We start from the raw sequence: 17,780 nt of genomic DNA on the forward strand, positions 1-17,780 counted from the left end.
CCGGGCGGCACACCGAAGGGCCGCCCACACCGGGGTGTGAACGGCCCTTCGGTCTTGGTCCGGCGGCAGAACCTAGCTGCGGACCATCTTGCGCAGCACGTACTGCATGATGCCGCCGTTGCGGTAGTAGTCCGCCTCACCGGGCGTGTCGATGCGGACGACCGCGTCGAACTCCACCTTCGCGCCGTCGGCCTTCGTGGCGGTCACGTGCACCGTCGACGGCGTGGTGCCGTTGTTCAGCTCCGTGATGCCGGTGAAGTCGAACGTCTCGGTGCCGTCGAGGCCCAGCGACGCGGCGGTCTCGCCGGCCGGGAACTGCAGCGGCAGGACGCCCATGCCGATCAGGTTCGAGCGGTGGATGCGCTCGTAGGACTCGGCGATGACGGTGCGGACGCCGAGCAGCGAGGTGCCCTTGGCCGCCCAGTCGCGCGACGAACCGGAGCCGTACTCCTTGCCCGCCAGCACGACCAGCGGGACGCCCGCCTCCGCGTAGGCCACCGACGCGTCGTAGATGGTGGTCTGCGGGGCGTCGGCCTCCAGGAAGTTGCGGGTGAAGCCGCCCTGGACGTCGTCGAGCAGGAGGTTGCGCAGACGGATGTTCGCGAACGTGCCGCGGATCATCACCTCGTGGTTGCCGCGGCGGGAGCCGTAGGAGTTGAAGTCCTTGCGCTCCACGCCGTGCTCGGTCAGGTACTTGCCCGCGGGCGAGTCGGCCTTGATCGAACCGGCGGGGGAGATGTGGTCGGTGGTGACCGAGTCGCCCAGCAGCGCGAGGACGCGGGCGCCCGCGACGTCGGTGACCGGCTTCGGCTCCATCTCCATGCCCTCGAAGTACGGGGGCTTGCGCACGTAGGTGGACTCGGCGTCCCACTCGAACGTGTTGCCGGTCGGCGTGGGCAGCGACTGCCAGCGCTCGTCACCGGAGAACACGTTGGTGTAGCCCTTGGTGTAGCCCTCCGCGGAGATCGAGGTCGAGATGACCTCGGCGATCTCGGCCGGCGACGGCCAGATCTCCGACAGGTACACCGGCTTGCCCTCGGTGTCCGTGCCCAGCGGCTCGGTGGTGATGTCCTTGTCCATCGAACCGGCCAGCGCGTACGCCACGACCAGCGGCGGCGACGCGAGGTAGTTCATCTTGATGTCCGGGTTGATCCGGCCCTCGAAGTTGCGGTTGCCCGACAGCACCGAGACGACCGCGAGGTCGCCCTCCTGCACACCCGCCGAGATCTCGTCCTGCAGCGGGCCCGAGTTGCCGATGCAGGTGGTGCAGCCGTAGCCGACCAGGTGGAAGCCGAGCTTCTCCAGGTACGGCATGAGGCCGGCGCGCTCGTAGTAGTCCATGACGACCTTCGAGCCCGGCGCCAGGGTCGTCTTGACCCACGGCTTGCGCTCGAGGCCGCGCTCGACGGCCTTCTTCGCGAGCAGGGCCGCGCCGAGCATCACGGACGGGTTCGAGGTGTTGGTGCACGACGTGATCGCGGCGATCGCGACGGCGCCGTGGTCCAGCTCGAACTCGTTGCCGTCGAGGGAGACCTTGACCGGGTTCGACACCCGGCCGGTGGCGCCCTCCGCGGCGGTGTGGACCACCTTCGGCGTGCCGGAGCCGTTCTCGCCCTCGTGGACGGCGATCGGGTCGCTGGCCGGGAACGTGTCGTCGACGGCCTCGTCCACGCCGGACAGCTCCTGGCCGTCGGTGTGCGCGACGTAGGCGCCCAGTGCCTGGCGGAACGCCTCCTTGGCGGAGGTCAGCTCGATGCGGTCCTGCGGGCGCTTCGGGCCGGCGATGGACGGGACGACCGTCGCCAGGTCGAGCTCCAGCGTCTCGGAGAACACCGGCTCGCGGGACGGGTCGTGCCAGAGGCCCTGCTCCTTGGCGTAGGCCTCGACGAGCGCGATCTGCTCCTCGGACCGGCCGGTCAGGCGCAGGTAGTCGATGGTCTCGCCGTCGATCGGGAAGATGCCGACCGTGGAACCGAACTCCGGCGACATGTTGCCGATGGTGGCGCGGTTCGCGAGCGGCACCGCGCCGACGCCCTCGCCGTAGAACTCGACGAACTTGCCGACGACGCCCTGCTTGCGCAGCATCTCGGTGATCGTGAGCACGAGGTCGGTGGCGGTGGCGCCGGGGGGCAGCTCACCGGAGAGCTTGAAGCCCACGACCCGCGGGATCAGCATGGAGACCGGCTGGCCGAGCATCGCGGCCTCGGCCTCGATGCCGCCGACGCCCCAGCCCAGCACGCCGATGCCGTTGACCATCGTGGTGTGCGAGTCGGTGCCGACCAGCGTGTCCGGGTACGCCTGGCCGCCCCGGACCATGACGACGCGAGCGAGGTGCTCGATGTTGACCTGGTGGACGATGCCGGTGCCGGGCGGGACGACCTTGAACTCGTCGAACGCGGTCTGGCCCCAGCGCAGGAACTGGTAGCGCTCGCGGTTGCGCTCGTACTCCAGGTCGACGTTCAGCTCGAACGCGTCCGGGCGGCCGAAGATGTCGGCGATGACCGAGTGGTCGATCACGAGCTCGGCGGGCGCGAGCGGGTTCACCTTCTCGGCGTCGCCGCCGAGAAGGGTGACGGCCTCGCGCATGGTGGCGAGGTCGACGACGCAGGGGACGCCGGTGAAGTCCTGCATCACGACGCGCGCGGGCGTGAACTGGATCTCGGTGTCGGGCTCCGCGGTGGGGTCCCAGTTGGCGAGAGCGCGCACGTGGTCGGCGGTGATGTTCGCGCCGTCCTCGGTCCGCAGCAGGTTCTCCAGCAGGATCTTCAGGCTGAACGGCAGACGCTCCGCGCCCTCCACGGCGCTCAGCCGGAACACCTCGTACGAGGCGTCGCCGACGTTGAGCGTGCCGCGGGCGCCGAAGCTGTCCAGGCTGTTGGTCACGTGCAACTCCATCTGGTGACAGCGCGGTGGTCAGTTCGGGTACGGGGAGAGTCTTCCTCAACCGGTCGACCACTGCCCCTCGACCCCAAACAGTACGCTTGTCCTGTAAGCCGCTTCAACCCAGGTTGTCCTAACTCACCCGCGCGGCGCGGAGGGCGACGCCGCCGTGCCGGCTGTGGCTATCTTGGCGTGGTGCTCCTCGATCAGGTTTCCCAGCGGTACGGGCGCGGGCCCTGGGTGCTGCGCGACCTCACGCTGGAGGTGTCCGAGCTGGTGGTGCTGACCGGCGCGAACGGCACCGGCAAGTCCACCCTGCTCAAGATCGCGGCGGGGGTGCTGCGGCCGACGTCGGGACGGGTCGTGCGGCCCGCGTCGGTCGGGTACGTGCCGGAGCGGTTCCCGTCCGACGTCCGGATGTCCGCCTCGTCCTACCTCGCGCACATGGGACGGGTCCGGCGTTCCGCGGCCAACGACGTGCTGGAGCGGCTGGGGTTCGTCGGCTCGCTGACCGCGCCGATGTCCGCGCTGTCGAAGGGCAACGCGCAGAAGGTGGCGCTCGCGCAGGCGTTCCTCGCCTCCGACGTGCTGGTGCTCGACGAGCCGTGGAGCGGCCTGGACCCGGCGGCGTCGGCGGAGCTGGTGGAGTTGCTGCGGGGGCGGACGGCACTGGTGTCCGACCACGAGGGACACCTCGCGGACGCGACGCGGGTGGACCTCGCGGGCGGCCACGTGACGATCGAGCTGAGCCGGGTCGTGGGGCTGGCCGCGCTGGAGGCGCTGGAGGGCGTGCGGTCGGTGCTGTCGCGCGGGACGTCGGCGCGCGTGGTCGTGGCACCGGACCGCAGTGACTCGGTGCTGGCGGAGGCGCTGAGGCTCGGGTGCTCGGTGCGGAGCGTGCGATGACCTCGCTGGTGCGGTACCTCGCGGCGGACGTGCTGCGGGGACAGCGGTTCCTGGCCCCGGTGCTGGTGTTCCTCGGCGTCATGGGGATGCTGTTCTCCTCGGACGCCGGGCAGCCGCTGGAGGCGTACTCGGGGTCGTCGGCGTTGCTGTACCCCGTCTGCGCGTGGATGGCGGTCGTCGTGGCTACGTCGGAGGACGTGGTGCGGCGCGAGATCACCGTGGTGTCGGCCGGCGGCTGGTCGCGGGTGCTCGGCGCGGTCGCGGTGGTGGCCGTGCTGTTCGCGGTGGCGATGGCGGTGCTGGCGGCGGTGTGGCCGGTGGTCACGAACCCGCACCCGTACACGGTCGGCGAGTTCCTGGTGGGACTCGGCGCGCACACGGCGGTCGCGTTGCTCGGCGTCGGCGTGGGCCTGATGTTCGCGCGGCCGGTGTTCGACGCGATCGGGCGGACGGTGCTCGCGGTGTTCACCGTGGTCGTCCTGACCTACCCGCTGGGCCGCGGCACGCCGCTCGGCTGGGTGCTCGACGCGCTGGGGCACAACCAGGTGTCGCTGTCGGTGCTGTGGGCGGGAGCGGTCGGCGCGGTGCTGGTGGCGGGCGCGGTCGCGCTGGGAGTGCGGCGGGCGTGACGCGCGTCGACGTGCTGGGACCGCTCGTCGTCCGCGGCGACGGGCCGGTGGAGGTGCGCGGCAAGCGGTTGCGGTGGCTGCTGATCCGGCTCGCGATGCAGCCGGGCCGGGTGGTCACCGCCGAGCAGCTGATCGCGGACCTGTGGCCGGACGAGCCACCGGCCGACGGCGCCGCCGCGTTGCAGTCGCTGGTGTCCCGGCTGCGGCGGGCGGTCGGCGCGTCCGTGATCTCCTCGCACGCGGGCGGCTACCGGCTTGAAGCGGACACCGACGTCGAGGAGTTCCTCCGCACGCGCGACGCGGCGCTGTGGCGCGGTGCCCCGTTCGAGGACGCGCCGTTCGCGGTCGACGAGGCGGTGCGGCTCGCGTTGCTGCGCGACGACCTGACCGGGCTGGAGGCGCTGGCGGCGGCTCACCCGCTGCGCGAGGACGTGCAGGCGCGGCTGATGCTGGCCCTGCACGCCGCGGGCCGGCGCTCGGACGCGCTGGCCGTGCACGAACGGGTCCGCGCCGCGCTGGCGGAGGAGCTGGGCGTGGACCCCGGCGAAGCGCTGGCGGCGGCCCACCTCGCGGTGCTGCGGGACCGCGGCGTGCGCGGCAACCTGCCGGCACCGGTGGGGTCGTTCGTGGGCCGGGGCGAGGACCTGGACGCGCTCGGCGGGCTGCTGGCGGCGAACCGGCTGGTGACGCTGACCGGGTTCGGCGGGGTCGGCAAGACGCGGCTCGCATTGGCACACGCTTCGTCCTGCGCCTCGGCGTGGTTCGTGGAGCTGGACTCGACGGCCGACCCGCTGGCCGCACTCGACGCGGCGCTGGGCCCGAACCCGCTGGCGATGCCGGTGTTCGACCGGCTGGGCACGTCGCTGGTGGTGCTGGACAACTGCGAGCACGTGGTGGACGCGGCGGCTTCGCTGTGTGCGCGGTTGCTGGCGGAGGCACCGGGGGTGCGGGTGCTGGCGACGTCGCGGGAACCGCTGGGCATCCCCGGCGAGGTGGTGCACCCGGTGGCACCGCTGGACCTCGACCACTCCGTGCGGCTGTTCTCGGCACGGGTCGGAGCGGCGCTGGACCAGGCCGTGGTGCGGCGTGTGTGCGTTGCGCTGGAAGGAATCCCGCTGGCGCTGGAACTGGCGGCGGCACGGGCGCGGTCGCTGTCGGCCCGGCAGCTGGAGGCACGCGTCGGGAGCCGGCTGCGGCTGCTGGACCGCGGGACGCGGACCGGTCCGGTGCGGCACCGGACGCTGCGGGCGGTCGTCGACTGGAGCTGGGAGCTGCTGGACCCGGACGAGCGGGAGCTGCTGGCGCGGGTCGCGGTGTTCGTGGGCGGGGCGACGGCCGCGGCGGTGCACGAGGTCTGCTCGGCGGAAGGCGACCTCTGGGCGACCGAGGACCTGCTGTCCGCCCTCGTCGAGAAGTCGCTGGTCGTCCGCTCCGGCGAGCGCTACCGGCTGCTGGAGACCGTCCGCGAGTACGCGCTGGAGCAGGGCCTGGCCGACCAGGCCGCCCACGCGCGCCACTACGTCGAGCTGGCCGAGCGCACCGAGCCGCTGTTCCGCGGCCCGCGCCAGCTGGAGGCACTGGAGGTGTTCGACGCCGAACGGGCCAACCTCGACGCGGCACTGGCGTGGGCGGTCGGGCACGACCAGGGGCTGGCGCGGCGGATGGTGGCCGCCCGCACCTGGCACTGGCTGGTGATGACCAAGCGGTTCGAGGAGATCCGGCGGTGGGCGCCGCTGGTGCCCGGCGACCCGCTGTCGGAGGTGCTCGCGGCACTGGGCACGCCGGAGGCGGCGCTCGCGGCCGAGCGGTTGTGGCAGCAGGACGTGCCGACGGCGCTGTGCGCGTTGATGCTCACCAGCGGACAGGTGTGGGGGCAGGCGGAGCTGGGCGGGCGGATGTCGGCGCTCGCGGACCGGCTGGAGCGGTCCGGTGACGAGTGGATGCGGGCGTTCTCCGCGCTCGTCCGCGGTGTGGTGGCCGGGGAGTTCAGCGAGGGTGCGGCGCCGGAGGCGGAGCGGGCCTACCGGGAGGCGTTGCGGCTGTTCCGCGCCGTGGGGGACCGGTGGGCGGTCGTGTTCGGGTTGTCGTGCCTGGTCATGGTGCTGATCAACCGCGGTGCGCACGCCGAGGGGTTCCAGGCGGTGTCGGAGGCGCGGCGGGTGGCGGCCGAGCTGGGGGACCCGGAGAGCGTGCTGGTGCCGATGTCGGTGCTGGTGCAGACGGCGCGGCTGAAGGTGCGGATCGGTGACCTGGCCGGTGCGCGGGAGGACCTCGCGCAGGTGCACCCGGTGCACGACCTCGACCGGGGACGGGTCGCGCAGGCGCACGGCGAGGTGGCGTTCTTCGGCGGCGACTTCGAGGAGGCGGTGCGGCTCTACCGGAGGGCACTGGCCGCCACCGGCGACGCGCACGCGGTCCAGTTCCGCGCCACCGTCCACGCCGGGCTCGGGCTGGCGCTCACCCGCCTCGGTCACCTGGACCAGGCGGGTGAGCACTACGCGAGGGCGGTCGACACGGTCAGCGGCAGCGCGGACGGGCCCGCGCGGGCCAGCGTGCTGGAGACGTACGCGGGCTGGCTGCTGGCCCAGGGCGACGCCCGTTCCGCGGCGGACGCCCTGACCGAGGCCGAACGGCTACGCGGCGGCCCGAGCAGCGACCCGGCGGTGGTGCAGCTGCGTGACCGGGTGCGCGCCGAAGTACGCGTCGACCGCTGACCGCCCGACCGCGGCGACGTACCCGTCTGGGCGCACCAGCACCGGGCCGCCGGGGAAGTCCAGCGTCACGAAGTCGGGGCCGCGCAGCAGGTCGAAGATCCGGCCCTGGTCGGTCATCCCGTCGGGCATCCGGTCACCGGCCTGCAGTCCCTCGCCGTCGGTCGTGCGGTACGACAGCGACAGCTGCAGCGTCTCGTCGTCGCGGCGCTCGAACGGGTTGCCCGACGTCATGATCCTGGTCGTCATGCCGAGCAGCCACTCCGCGACCGGCTTGCGCTCGGACTCGTAGGTGTCGAGCAACGTCTCCATCCCGAGCTTCCAGCCCAGGTTGTAGGCGTCCTGGATGCCGGTGTTCATGCCCTGCGCACCGGCGGGGGAGTGCACGTGCGCCGCGTCGCCCGCGAGGAACACCCGGCCGACGCGGAACCGGTCGACCATGCGGATGTTGGTGCGGTACAACGACATCCACGTCGCCTCGTGCAGCACCACGTCGTCCAGGCCGGTGCGCTCGCGGACGATCTGCCGGTACAGCTCCAGCGACGGCTCGCCGTCACCGGTGGCCTGGAACTGGAAGAGGTCGGTGTCGGGCAACGGGCACAGCGCGAGCCACCTGTCCGCGCGCCCGCCCCAGCTGTGCCAGTGGTCGCGGTCCAGGCCGGAGAGCCGGACGTCGCCCACGAGCATCCGCTGGTCCTCGTGCGTCTCGCCGACGAACGACACGCCGAGTTGCTTGCGCACGAACGACTTCCCGCCGTCGCACCCGACGAGGTACCTGGCCCGCACGGTCTCCGACCCGACGACCGCGGTGACACCGGAGTCGTCCTGGGTGAACGACGTCAGCGCCGTGCCGTACTCGACCGCCTGGGGAAGGGCCTCGCGCAGCGCCTGCTCGACCCGGAACTGGGCGATGAGCATGGTGCGCGCGTACGGGCGTTCGGCCGTCGGGTGGCGGCCCTCGTGGACGTCCCACTCGCGCAGCACCTCGCGGCCGTTGTAGGCGCGCATGGTCATGTGCAGCCGACCGGCGGCGAGGATCGGCTCGATGACGCCCAGGTCGTGGAAGACCTCCATCGACCGCGGCTGCAGGCCCTTGCCGCGGGAGCCCGCGAACGGTGCGGGGGAGGCGTCGACGATGCGGAACCCGACGCCGCGGCGGGCGAGGTCGAGTGCCAGGGTGAGGCCGGTCGGGCCGGCGCCGATGATCAGAACCTGAGTGTCCATGGCGACCACACTCGGCCCGTGAACTGCCACGGCCCTGTCACGTCGCTGTTGCGCGTGACAGGGCCGTGGCGGACCAGCGGGAACTACTTCTTCATGAGCGCGATCAGCGCGTCGACGTCCTTGGGCTCGAAGCCGCGGAACAGCGTCAGCAGCACCTCGTAGTACGAGCGGACCGGGCTGACGTACCACTTGCCGTCGACCTCGGTGGACACCACGCCGACACCGGTCTTCATGACCGACGTGGCGACGCGCCCGATGACCTCGACCGCCTCGGCCGGGATCTTGCTCTTGCCGCCGCCCTGCTGCTCCAGCAGCTCCGTGACCTGGTCGGCGCACAGCTTCTGCTCACCCTGCTTGGGCACGTCGACCGAGTAGCAGTCGCCCTCGCGCGTGATGGTGAGCGTCTCGCCCTCCGCCGTCACCGACAGCTTCTTGACGGTGACCTGCTTGCCGCCGGCCACGTCCTTCACGTCGGTCTCCAGCGCGTTCAGCTTGGCGCCGGTCTTGTCCACGCTGCCGATCTGGTCCAGCAGCACCGGGCCGAGGTCGTGCAGCACACCGGCCTCGTCCGGCGGCAGCGTGGCGATGACCTTCTCCATGTCGCCGTCCAGCGCCGCGGTGACCAGCTGCTTCGCCGCGTCCTCCGGCGAGCCCGCGCCCTGCGCCGCGATGCCCTTGGCCGGCCAGGTGAGCTTCTCCTCCTCCAGGACCGCGTTGGCGATCGTGTAGAAGGCGCTCGGGTACCACTTGTCATCGACCTTGATCGACGCGATGCCGATCGGCTTGCCGCGCTTCTTGACCTCGGCCGAGATGTCGTAGGTCTTGGTCTCCGACTTGGTCATGCTGACCTTGTCGCCGATGGCGTCCATCAGCTTGTCGGTCAGCGGGACCTTGGAGATGTCCGAGGTGATGGTGATCTTGCCCTCGGTCAGTTTGTTGATCGTGAGGTGGTCGTTGACCTTCTCGGCCGCCGCCTCGTCGAACTTGATGTTCTCGCTCTTGAACTCGACGCCCGACATCTTGTTCGGGTCCGCGTCGGGCTTGAGGATCTCGAGGCGCTTCATCTCCTTCGTCATCGAGTCCAGGTAGTCCTTCGACAGCGCGGCCTCCGCGGGCGCGAGCGAGGCCATGATGCCGACGACGTCACCGCTGCCGAGCTGCTCGACGAGGTTCTTCGCCGCGACCTCCGGCGTGTCCTTGCCCGCGTTCGCCGCGGGGTTCGACTTCTGCAGCGCGAAGAACGTGACGCCACCGCCGACGAGCAGCAGCACCGCGACCACGGCCGTGATCACCAGGCCGGTGCGCTTCTTCTTCGGCGGCTCGCCACCCATCGGCGCGTAGCCGTAGGGCTGCTGGTCGAAGCCCTGCTGGGGAAAACCCTGCTGGGGAAAGCCCTGCTGCGGGAAGTTCTGCTGCTGCGGGTAGCCCTGCTGCGGGAACCCCTGCGGCCCGGTCTGCGGAAAACCGCCCTGCTGCGGCTGCTGTTGCGGGTAGCCCTGCGGGCCGGTCTGCGGATGACCACCCTGCTGGTGCTGCTGCCCGTACGGATCGTTCTGCGGCTGCCACTGTCCGCCGCTACCCGGGTAGCTCACGGTTCCCTCCTGAGGTCATCACTGCGCTGCGCCTGGTCGAGGTGAGCACCGTGATCGCCCCCACGATCGTCAGCACAGCACCGGCAAGGGTGACGACGGGTCCGGTCGTGCTGATGCCGACCAATGCGCCCTTGCTGTCCCCTTGGACCGTGGCAACCAGGGCCACGGTTCCCCCGATCGTGCCAAAGAGGAGCGCCGCGCATGCGGCGATTCGACGAAATCGGACCACGTGCAGGGCGATCGCCAGTACGGCCAGCGGGGTCAGCCCGACCCACACCCCCGTCACGACGCCGCCCGCCACCCCGTCCAACCCGGCGAGATCACGGAGCGAGAGCACCTGGTAACTGTCCCTCGTGGTCGATCCCGACTTGAGCCAGGGCAAGAACGTTCCGGTGATCTGAGTGACCAAGCCCACTGCCGCGATCGCGGCTCCCACAGCGCTGCGCACGGGACTAGTGTGACCCGATGGCCTCCGACGCGTGCAGTGCGGCACGGGCGCTGGTCGCGTCCGCCCACCGGATCACGGTGCTGACCGGTGCCGGGGTCTCCACGGACTCGGGCATCCCCGACTTCCGCGATCCCGGCGGGGTGTGGGCGCGCGACGCGGACGCCGGTCGGGGCGCCACCCTCTCCTCCTACCTCGCCGACGCCGAGGTGCGCAGGCGGACGTGGCGCTCGCGGCTCGACCATCCCGTGTGGACGGCCACACCGAACGCCGCGCACCGCGCGCTGGTCGAACTGGAACGGTCCGGCCGGTTGCGCACCGTGGTCACGCAGAACGTCGACGGCCTGCACCAGAAAGCCGGCTCCGACCCGCACCGGGTGCTGGAGCTGCACGGCACGCTGCACGCCACGGTGTGCCTCGACTGCGGCGCCACCGGCCCGATGCGCGACGCGTTGAAGCGCGTCGCCGACGGCGAGGCCGAACCGGCGTGCGTGCGCTGCGGCGGAGTCCTCAAGTCCGCCACCGTCTCGTTCGGGCAGGAGCTCGACGGCGAGGTGCTGCGCAGGGCCCGGCTCGCCGCACTGGACTGCGACCTGCTGCTGGTGGCCGGCACCTCCCTGTCCGTGCAGCCCGCCGCGGGACTGGTGGCGCTCGCGGCGAAGGCCGGGGCGCGGGTCGTCATCTGCAACGACGAACCGACTCCGTACGACTCCCTCGCCGCCGTCGTCGTGCGCGAACCGGTCGGCGAGGTGCTGCCCGACCTCAGCTCCGTTCCTCCATCCGGGGGAGGCCGGTTCTCGTCCTGGGGAGATCCGAGCACCTGGTCGTAGGGTCGGGACCATGCGCGTACCGCTGATCACGACGGACTTCCTGGACCGGGCGTCGTTCGCGTTCGGGGCCACGACGGCGACCGTCGACGAGCCGGACCAGCCGGCCGGACCGGTCGAGACGACGACGTACGCACGGATGGCGGCCCGTGTGCGCGCGTGGCAGGCGGGGCTCGACGAGCTGGGCGTCGGCGAGGGCGAACGCGTCGCCGTCGTCAGCCACAACTCGGCGCGGCTGCTGGAGCTGCTGCACGCGGTGCCCGGCAGCGGCCGCATCTGCGTGCCGGTCAACTTCCGCCTGCACCCCGACGAGGTCAGGTACATCGTCGAGCACAGCGGCGCGTCGGCGTTGTTCGTCGACCCCGAGCTGGAGCTGGACGACGTGGTCGCGCGGCACCGGTTCACGCTCGGCGAGGAGTCGGAGTCGCTGCTGCGGTTCGATGTGGAGCCACGGCCGTGGAGCGCGCCCTCGGAGGACGCGACCGCCACGATCAACTACACCTCCGGCACGACCGCGCGGCCCAAGGGCGTGCAGCTGACCCATCGCAACATCTGGCTGAACGCCGTCACGTTCGCCATGCACACCCGTGCGTGGGAAGGCGACGTGTACATGCACGTGCTGCCGATGTTCCACTGCAACGGCTGGGGCATGCCGTTCGGGCTGGCCGGCCTGGGCGTGCCGCAGGTCGTGCTGCGCAAGGTCGACGGCGCGGAGATCCTGCGCCGGGTCCGCGACCACGGCGTCACGCTGATGTGCGGCGCGCCGGCCGTGTGGAACGCCGTGCTGGACGCCGCGGCGTCGTGGGACGGCGAGATCCCCGGCCGTGACCGCGTGCGGATCGTCTGCGCGGGCGCACCGCCGCCGTCGCGCACGATCCAGCGGGTGACCGAGGAGCTCGGCTGGGAGTTCCTGCAGATCTACGGCCTGACCGAGACGGCGCCGCTGCTCACGTTCAACCGCGCCCAGCCGGGTCCGGAGGGCGAGGAGAAGGCGAAGAAGCAGTCACGGGCGGGTGCGCCCGCGCTGGGCGCGCGGCTGCGGATCTCCGGCACCGGCGAGGTGCTCGCACGGTCCAATGTGGTCATGGAGGGCTACTGGGAGAACCCGGACGCGACCGCCGCGGCGATCGAGGACGGCTGGTTCCACACCGGTGACGGCGGCCACTTCGACGACGAGGGCCACCTGACGATCTCCGACCGCAAGAAGGACGTGATCATCACCGGCGGCGAGAACGTGTCGTCGATCGAGGTCGAGGACTGCCTGTTCTCCCACCCGGCCGTCGCCGAGGTCGCCGTGATCGGCGTGCCCGACGAGAGGTGGGGTGAAACGATCAAGGCGCTCGTCGTGCGGTCCGCGGAGGTGACCGAAGCCGAGCTGATCCGGCACTGCAAGGAGCGCCTGGCCGGCTACAAGGCCCCCACCTCGGTCGAGTTCCGCGACTCGATCCCGCGCACGGCCACCGGCAAGATCCAGAAGTTCAAGCTCCGCGAACCGTACTGGACCGGGCGCGACCGCGGCGTGAACTGACGACACGCCGACAAACCGATCGTCCCCATTGGACCGCTTGCGTGGTCAACTGTGACACGAGTGGCTGACGGTGCATCGGTTCCAGATGCGCCACCCGGGACTGATTGGTCTAATTCGGTCGGAGGTGATGTCCGGATGCTGACGCGACTCTCCGCCGCCGCGGTGCTGATGACGGCCGTCCTCACGGGGACGGCCGCCGCTGTTCCCCCGCCTCCGCCGAACCCGAGCGACGCGGAGATCTCGGCCTCGCGCGCACAGGCGGATGCGAAGGCGGCACGGGTCGGCGAGCTGACCGGCCGCCTGACCCAGGCGGAAGCCCGCCTGCAGGAGCTGCTCGACCAGGTCTCCTACAAGCGCGAGCTCGCCAACAAGGCCCGCGTCGACCTGGAGACCGCCGTCTCCGAGGCCGAGGCCGCCCGCCGCGAGGCCACCTCCGCCCGCACCCAGGCCGACGCCGCCTCCCGCGCCGTCGAGGACTCGCGCCGCGCCCTCGACGAGTTCGTCGCCGCCTCGTACGCGCAGCGCAGCACGGTCGGCTCGATCTCCGCGTACTTCGGCGCCAAGTCCCCCGAGGACCTCCTCGCCCGTGCGCAGATGCTCGAAGCGGTCTCCTCGTCCTCCCTGAACGCCCTCGACCAGGTCATGCGCGACCAGGGCACCGCGGCGAACCTCGACTCCACCGCCCGCGCCGCCCTGCGCAAGGCCGAGGAGAAGCAGGCGGCCGCCGACGAGGCCAAGCGCGTGGCCGAGGCCGCCCAGCAGGAAGCCGTGGCCGCGCACGAGGCCCAGGCCACCGCGACCACCGAGCTGCAGTCCGACAAGGACGCCGTCGAACGCGAGCTGCTCGCCGCCCGCGGCGAGGTCACCGGCCTCGAAGCCCAGCGCCGCCAGTACGACCAGTGGATCGACGCCAAGCACCGCGAGGAGGAGGAGAACGCCCGCCGCGCCGCAGCCGCTGCCGCCGCGGCCGTTGCCGCTCCGGCCCCTGCCGCCGCACCACGCCCTGCTGCCGTTGCCGCACCCTCGGTCTCACGCGTGCAAACCGTCATCAACCGCGCATTGGCCCAACGCGGCGTCATTTACGCGTGGGGCGGCGGCAACCACTACGGCCCCACCTACGGCGTCCGTGACGGCGGCGTGGCCGACTCCTTCGGCGACTACCGCAAGATCGGCTTCGACTGCTCCGGCCTGATGATGTACGCCTTCGCCGGCGCGGGCGTGTACCTGCCGCACTACAGCGGTTACCAGTACAACTCCGGCCGCAAGGTGCCGCTGTCGCAGATGGCTCCTGGCGACATGATCTTCTGGGGACCCGGCGGCGGCACGCACGTGGCGTTGTACCTCGGCGGCGGGATGATGGTGGAGGCGCCGCACTCCGGTGCGGTGGTGCGGATCTCGCCGGTGCGGTACGGCGGGATCATGCCGTACGTGACCCGGCTGCTCTGATCTTCGCCGGCTTCTCGGTGAGGGCGGTGCGGGGCTAGGTTGTCGTCGTGAAGATCGTGGTGTTCGGCGGTTCCGGGATGGTGGGGCAGGGAGCGCTGCGGGAGTGCCTCCTCGACCCCGAGGTGCGTGAGGTCGTCACGGTCGGGCGCTCGCCGTTGGACGTGGCGTCACCGAAGCTGCGGCACGTCGTGCACGCGGACTTCGCCGACCTCACGCCGATCGCCGGCGAACTGGCCGACGCCGACGCGTGCTTCTACTGCGTGGGTGTGACGTCGGCCGGGTTGAGCGAAGCGGAGTACACGCCCGTGACGCACGACTACGCGCTTGAGGCGGCCCGTGTTGTTGGTGGCACGTATGTGTACGTGTCGGGTGAAGGCGCGGACGCCGGCAGCAAGACGATGTGGGCACGGGTGAAGGGCCGGACCGAGAACGAGCTGCTGGCGCTGGACCGGCCGGTGTTCGTGGTGCGGCCGGGGTTCATCCAGCCGCGCCACGGGATCACCTCGCGCACGCGCATCTACCGGTACGTCTACTCGTGGTCCTCGTGGTTGTTCCCGGTGCTGGCCAGGGTCGCGCCGAAGCACGTGACGTCGACCGAGCAGCTGGGGCGCGCGCTGGTGGCGCTCGCGAAGGGCGTGCGGCCGGCCACGCGGGTGCTGCGCAGCGACGAGATCAACCGGCTCGCGGCATGACCCTCGACGAGTACGTCCGGGACTTCCGTGCGGGCGGGTACGAGGTCACGCACGTGGTCGAGTCGGTGTGCGGCGCGTGCGGCGGCCGGGCGTTCGGCGTGCAGCTGACCGAGGAGTGCGCGGTGCGGCGGACGTGCCTGGGCTGCGGCACGGCGGCGTTCCTGGCCGACTCGGCGGAGTACTGGGAGGACGACGAGGCGCAGGAGTGCGCGTGCCCGTGCGGCGGCGAGAAGTTCGCCGCCGTGCTCGGGGCGGCGTGCCGGGCGGACGGCGAGGTGCGGTGGGTGAGCGTCGGGCTGCGGTGCCTCGCGTGCGGCCAGTGCGGCGTGTACGAGGACTGGAAGATCGACTACAGCCCGAGCTCCCACCTGCTCACGCCGACGTGAACGCGTCCTCGGTCTTCACCGTGCCCGCTGTGCGGCCCGGCGCGGTGTGGTTGGCCCAGTAGAGGTTCGTGTGCGCGATGACCAGGTCCGGTGTGGGCGCGCCCCACTCGGACAGGTCCTCGGTGGTGTGGGCGTCGCTCACGAGGGTGGCGTCGTAGCCGCGGACCAGGGCGCCGTGCAGGGTGGAGCGGATGCACTCGTCGGTCTGCGCGCCGGACACGAACACGTGGCCGATCCCCTTGGCCGCCAACACCTCTTCGAGGTCGGTCGCCTCGAACGAGTCGGCGTAGGCCTTGTGCACCACCGGTTCGCCGTCGGCGACCTCCAGCTCGGCGACGAACCGCCAGCCGTCGGAGCCCTTCGACATGTGCTCGGGGTTGCTGTGCTGCACCCAGACCACGTCGACGCCGGCCGCGCGGGCCTTGGCCACGAGGGTGGCCACGTTGCCCACCACCGTGTCGCGGTCGTGGGCGTGGTTCACGACGCCGTTCTGCACGTCGATCACGAGCAACGCGGTGTTGGGGCGGTTCGCGAGAGTGGTCACGGCGGCAGACTATGCCCAGGTGAGGCGGGGTTGTCGACCCTCGGCGGGGCGCACGCGTGCGGCTCAGCGCGAACGCAGGCGGCGCAACATCCGGGCGTCCTCGAAGCCGACCGAACGCGCGGCGACCTCCACGGTGGCGCCCTTGCCGATGAGGTGTTCGGCGCGTTCGACGCGCAACGCCTGTTGATACTTCAACGGGGTCATGCCGGTCGCGCGGCCGAACAGGCGCGTGACCGTCCGTTCGCTGCATCCGGCCAGCAATGCCAGTTCTGCCAACGAAAGGCGATCGGCGAGACGCGTCTCGATGACGTCCTGGATGCGGTGCACGGTCTCGTTGACGTGGGATCGGTACCGCAGCAGCACGCTCGCCTGGTGGTCGTCGCCGTTCCTGCGCGCGTAAACCACCATCGTGCGTGCGACGGCGGCGGCCACGGAAGGACCGTTGCGCACGGCGACAAGGTGCAGCGCGAGGTCGATGCCGCTCGCGATGCCGGCCGACGTCACGACCCGACTGTCCTCCACGTACAGAACGTCGCGCACGACCCGTGCGGCGGGGTAGCGGCGTTCGAGCTCGTCCTGCAGTTCGTGGTGGGTGGTGCAACGACGGCCGTCGAGCAGTCCGGCACGGCCGAGCGCATCGGCTCCGGCACACACACTCGCCACCATGCCGCCGCTGTCGTGGTGCGCGCGCACCCACGCCAGAGCGCGCGCACTCAACGCTCCGGTGCCCACCAACGTCGACGACCGCCATCCCGGCACGACCAGGAGGTCGTCCGCCCCCAGCGGGGGCAGCTCGGTCGACGCCCCCAGCGGCACGCCCTGGTGGCTCGGCACCGACACCGAGTCGCCGACGTACGACAGTGCGTAGCCGGCACCGAAGTCGGCCGCGCTGGAGAACACCTGCGCCGGCCCCGCGAGGTCGAGCAGGTGCACTCCCGGTACGAGCAGGAAGACGACTCTGGTCACGATCCGGTCAGCGTAGCGACGTCCGAGATCCGCGCGAACCGGCCCGCCAGGACGTACTCGGTGCGCTCGATGACCTCCTGCACGCCGAGCACCGCCCCGGTGCGCCAGTGCGGCAACGGCGTGGTCGCGGTCGCGTCCGTCACGAACGTCATGTCGAACCCGAGGTCCGAGCCGACCCGCGTGGTCGTCTCGCAGCACTGCTCGGTGCGGATGCCGCTGACCAGCAGCTCCCGCACACCCCGCGCGGTCAGCGTCTGCTGCAGGTTGGTCGTGGTGAACGCGTTGTGCGAGGTCTTGGTCAGCAGCGGCTCGTCGTCGAGCGGCTTCAGCCCGTCCATCAGCCGCACGTGCCCCAGCGCCGGGTCGAACACGTCACCGCTGCCCGGTTCGGAGTGCAGCACCCACACCACCAGGTCGCCGGAGTCGCGGGCGAGGTCGACCAGCCGGTTCACCTGGCCCACGACGCCGGGGTTGGACACCTCGGCCCAGCTGGGACGCCGGCGGAACGACTCCTGGACGTCGATGACGATCAATGCGCGCTTCATGCCACCAGCCTCGTCGGACCGCCACAGCCGAACCAGGCACGACCCGGCCGCACTGCGGACCGATCCGGTCACCACGCAGCCCCGTGCAGATGCCTTGGCCAGCAGGGGTCAGAGTCGGCGGCGGCCGGCGAACCCGAGGTCGGCGCGGTGGTACCAGTCGAGCGTCCGGTCGCCCTCCAGCCAGCACAGCAGCACCGGCACGCCGTCGAGCTGCGAGGGGAAGTCGACCAGCAGCGGCGCGAAGCCCTTCAGTTCGGCGCCGGTCTGCTGCACGGACTCCATCAGCTCGTCGAGCCGGGCCTGCGCCGCCTTGAACTCCGGCAGACCGCCCAGGGACGTGGTGCCGGACGCGAGCTCGGCCGCGTCGGCGCGCAGCCGGACGATCTCGTCGAGCACCGGCAGCAGGCGGGTGAGCTCGGCACGGGCCTCGTCGAGCGTGAACAGTTCCACGGGTGCCAA

The 17,780-nt window shown here is 71.5% G+C and carries 16 protein-coding genes; 8 read left to right on the forward strand and 8 right to left on the reverse strand.

Going from position 1 to position 17,780, the window contains the following annotated elements; translation table 11 throughout:
• Positions 1-72: 72 nt before the first annotated feature.
• The gene (gene acnA, locus ACZ7CH_RS06920; protein WP_470373325.1) at positions 73-2,883 is read right to left on the reverse strand and encodes an aconitate hydratase AcnA; all 2,811 of its coding nucleotides are present in this window, start codon (positions 2,881-2,883) and stop codon (positions 73-75) included.
• A 192-nt stretch (positions 2,884-3,075) separates the two neighbouring features.
• On the opposite strand from acnA, the gene ACZ7CH_RS06925 reads away from it, so the two are divergent.
• Genes ACZ7CH_RS06925 through ACZ7CH_RS06935 form a run of 3 tightly spaced genes read left to right on the forward strand, consistent with a single transcriptional unit; the run spans position 3,076 to position 7,129 of the window.
• Positions 3,076-3,786 carry an ATP-binding cassette domain-containing protein gene (locus tag ACZ7CH_RS06925; RefSeq protein WP_470373326.1) on the forward strand — a complete coding sequence of 237 codons (711 nt, stop codon included), beginning with the start codon at positions 3,076-3,078 and terminating at the stop codon, positions 3,784-3,786.
• The gene (locus ACZ7CH_RS06930) at positions 3,783-4,415 is read left to right on the forward strand and encodes a hypothetical protein (RefSeq protein ID WP_360387143.1); all 633 of its coding nucleotides are present in this window, start codon (positions 3,783-3,785) and stop codon (positions 4,413-4,415) included. The genes ACZ7CH_RS06925 and ACZ7CH_RS06930 overlap by 4 nt, the downstream gene beginning before the upstream one ends.
• Positions 4,412-7,129 (forward strand): BTAD domain-containing putative transcriptional regulator, encoded by a 2,718-nt coding sequence (locus tag ACZ7CH_RS06935; RefSeq protein WP_470373327.1) that lies wholly within the window; start codon positions 4,412-4,414, stop codon positions 7,127-7,129. Before ACZ7CH_RS06930 ends, ACZ7CH_RS06935 begins: the two co-directional genes overlap by 4 nt.
• Here the strand turns inward: ACZ7CH_RS06935 and ACZ7CH_RS06940 are convergent.
• The 3 genes from ACZ7CH_RS06940 to ACZ7CH_RS06950 form a co-directional block, all read right to left on the reverse strand.
• Positions 7,049-8,350 (reverse strand): FAD-dependent monooxygenase, encoded by a 1,302-nt coding sequence (locus ACZ7CH_RS06940; RefSeq protein WP_458433330.1) that lies wholly within the window; start codon positions 8,348-8,350, stop codon positions 7,049-7,051. The two genes, ACZ7CH_RS06935 and ACZ7CH_RS06940, sit on opposite strands and share 81 nt — an antisense overlap.
• An 83-nt stretch (positions 8,351-8,433) precedes the next feature.
• A complete protein-coding gene (locus ACZ7CH_RS06945) occupies positions 8,434-9,942 on the reverse strand; it encodes a flagellar basal body protein FliL (RefSeq protein ID WP_458433329.1) in 1,509 nt (502 codons plus the stop codon).
• On the reverse strand, positions 9,926-10,390 hold the full coding sequence (locus ACZ7CH_RS06950; protein WP_360387154.1) for a hypothetical protein: 465 nt from the start codon (positions 10,388-10,390) through the stop codon (positions 9,926-9,928). Before ACZ7CH_RS06950 ends, ACZ7CH_RS06945 begins: the two co-directional genes overlap by 17 nt.
• A gap of 17 nt (positions 10,391-10,407) precedes the next feature.
• Here ACZ7CH_RS06950 and ACZ7CH_RS06955 point away from each other — a divergent pair, with 17 nt between their 5' ends.
• The 5 genes from ACZ7CH_RS06955 to ACZ7CH_RS06975 all read left to right on the forward strand — a co-directional run bounded on the left by ACZ7CH_RS06955 (position 10,408) and on the right by ACZ7CH_RS06975 (position 15,266).
• Positions 10,408-11,217, forward strand: a complete 810-nt coding sequence (locus ACZ7CH_RS06955) for an SIR2 family NAD-dependent protein deacylase (RefSeq protein WP_360387157.1) — start codon at positions 10,408-10,410, stop codon at positions 11,215-11,217.
• Positions 11,218-11,227: 10 nt separating this feature from the next.
• On the forward strand, positions 11,228-12,742 hold the full coding sequence (locus ACZ7CH_RS06960; RefSeq protein WP_470373328.1) for a class I adenylate-forming enzyme family protein: 1,515 nt from the start codon (positions 11,228-11,230) through the stop codon (positions 12,740-12,742).
• A 135-nt stretch (positions 12,743-12,877) separates the two neighbouring features.
• A complete protein-coding gene (locus tag ACZ7CH_RS06965) occupies positions 12,878-14,188 on the forward strand; it encodes an NlpC/P60 family protein (RefSeq protein ID WP_470373329.1) in 1,311 nt (436 codons plus the stop codon).
• A 47-nt stretch (positions 14,189-14,235) separates the two neighbouring features.
• Positions 14,236-14,880 carry a Rossmann-fold NAD(P)-binding domain-containing protein gene (locus ACZ7CH_RS06970; RefSeq protein ID WP_470373330.1) on the forward strand — a complete coding sequence of 215 codons (645 nt, stop codon included), beginning with the start codon at positions 14,236-14,238 and terminating at the stop codon, positions 14,878-14,880.
• Positions 14,877-15,266, forward strand: coding sequence for a hypothetical protein (locus ACZ7CH_RS06975; RefSeq protein ID WP_470373331.1), 390 nt, complete (start codon positions 14,877-14,879; stop codon positions 15,264-15,266). Before ACZ7CH_RS06970 ends, ACZ7CH_RS06975 begins: the two co-directional genes overlap by 4 nt.
• Here ACZ7CH_RS06975 and ACZ7CH_RS06980 read toward each other — a convergent pair.
• The 4 genes from ACZ7CH_RS06980 to ACZ7CH_RS06995 all read right to left on the reverse strand — a co-directional run bounded on the left by ACZ7CH_RS06980 (position 15,253) and on the right by ACZ7CH_RS06995 (position 17,771).
• Positions 15,253-15,810, reverse strand: a complete 558-nt coding sequence (locus ACZ7CH_RS06980; RefSeq protein WP_470373332.1) for a cysteine hydrolase family protein — start codon at positions 15,808-15,810, stop codon at positions 15,253-15,255. The two genes, ACZ7CH_RS06975 and ACZ7CH_RS06980, sit on opposite strands and share 14 nt — an antisense overlap.
• A gap of 63 nt (positions 15,811-15,873) precedes the next feature.
• Positions 15,874-16,776: a GlxA family transcriptional regulator gene (locus ACZ7CH_RS06985; RefSeq protein ID WP_360387172.1), complete on the reverse strand. Its 903-nt coding sequence runs from the start codon at positions 16,774-16,776 to the stop codon at positions 15,874-15,876.
• The gene (locus ACZ7CH_RS06990) at positions 16,773-17,321 is read right to left on the reverse strand and encodes a cysteine hydrolase family protein (protein ID WP_458433321.1); all 549 of its coding nucleotides are present in this window, start codon (positions 17,319-17,321) and stop codon (positions 16,773-16,775) included. The genes ACZ7CH_RS06985 and ACZ7CH_RS06990 overlap by 4 nt, the downstream gene beginning before the upstream one ends.
• 108 nt (positions 17,322-17,429) lie before the next feature.
• Positions 17,430-17,771, reverse strand: a complete 342-nt coding sequence (locus ACZ7CH_RS06995) for a DUF2203 domain-containing protein (protein ID WP_360387176.1) — start codon at positions 17,769-17,771, stop codon at positions 17,430-17,432.
• Positions 17,772-17,780 lie beyond the last annotated feature (9 nt).

The sequence above is a fragment of the Lentzea sp. NPDC037011 genome, assembly GCF_055607425.1.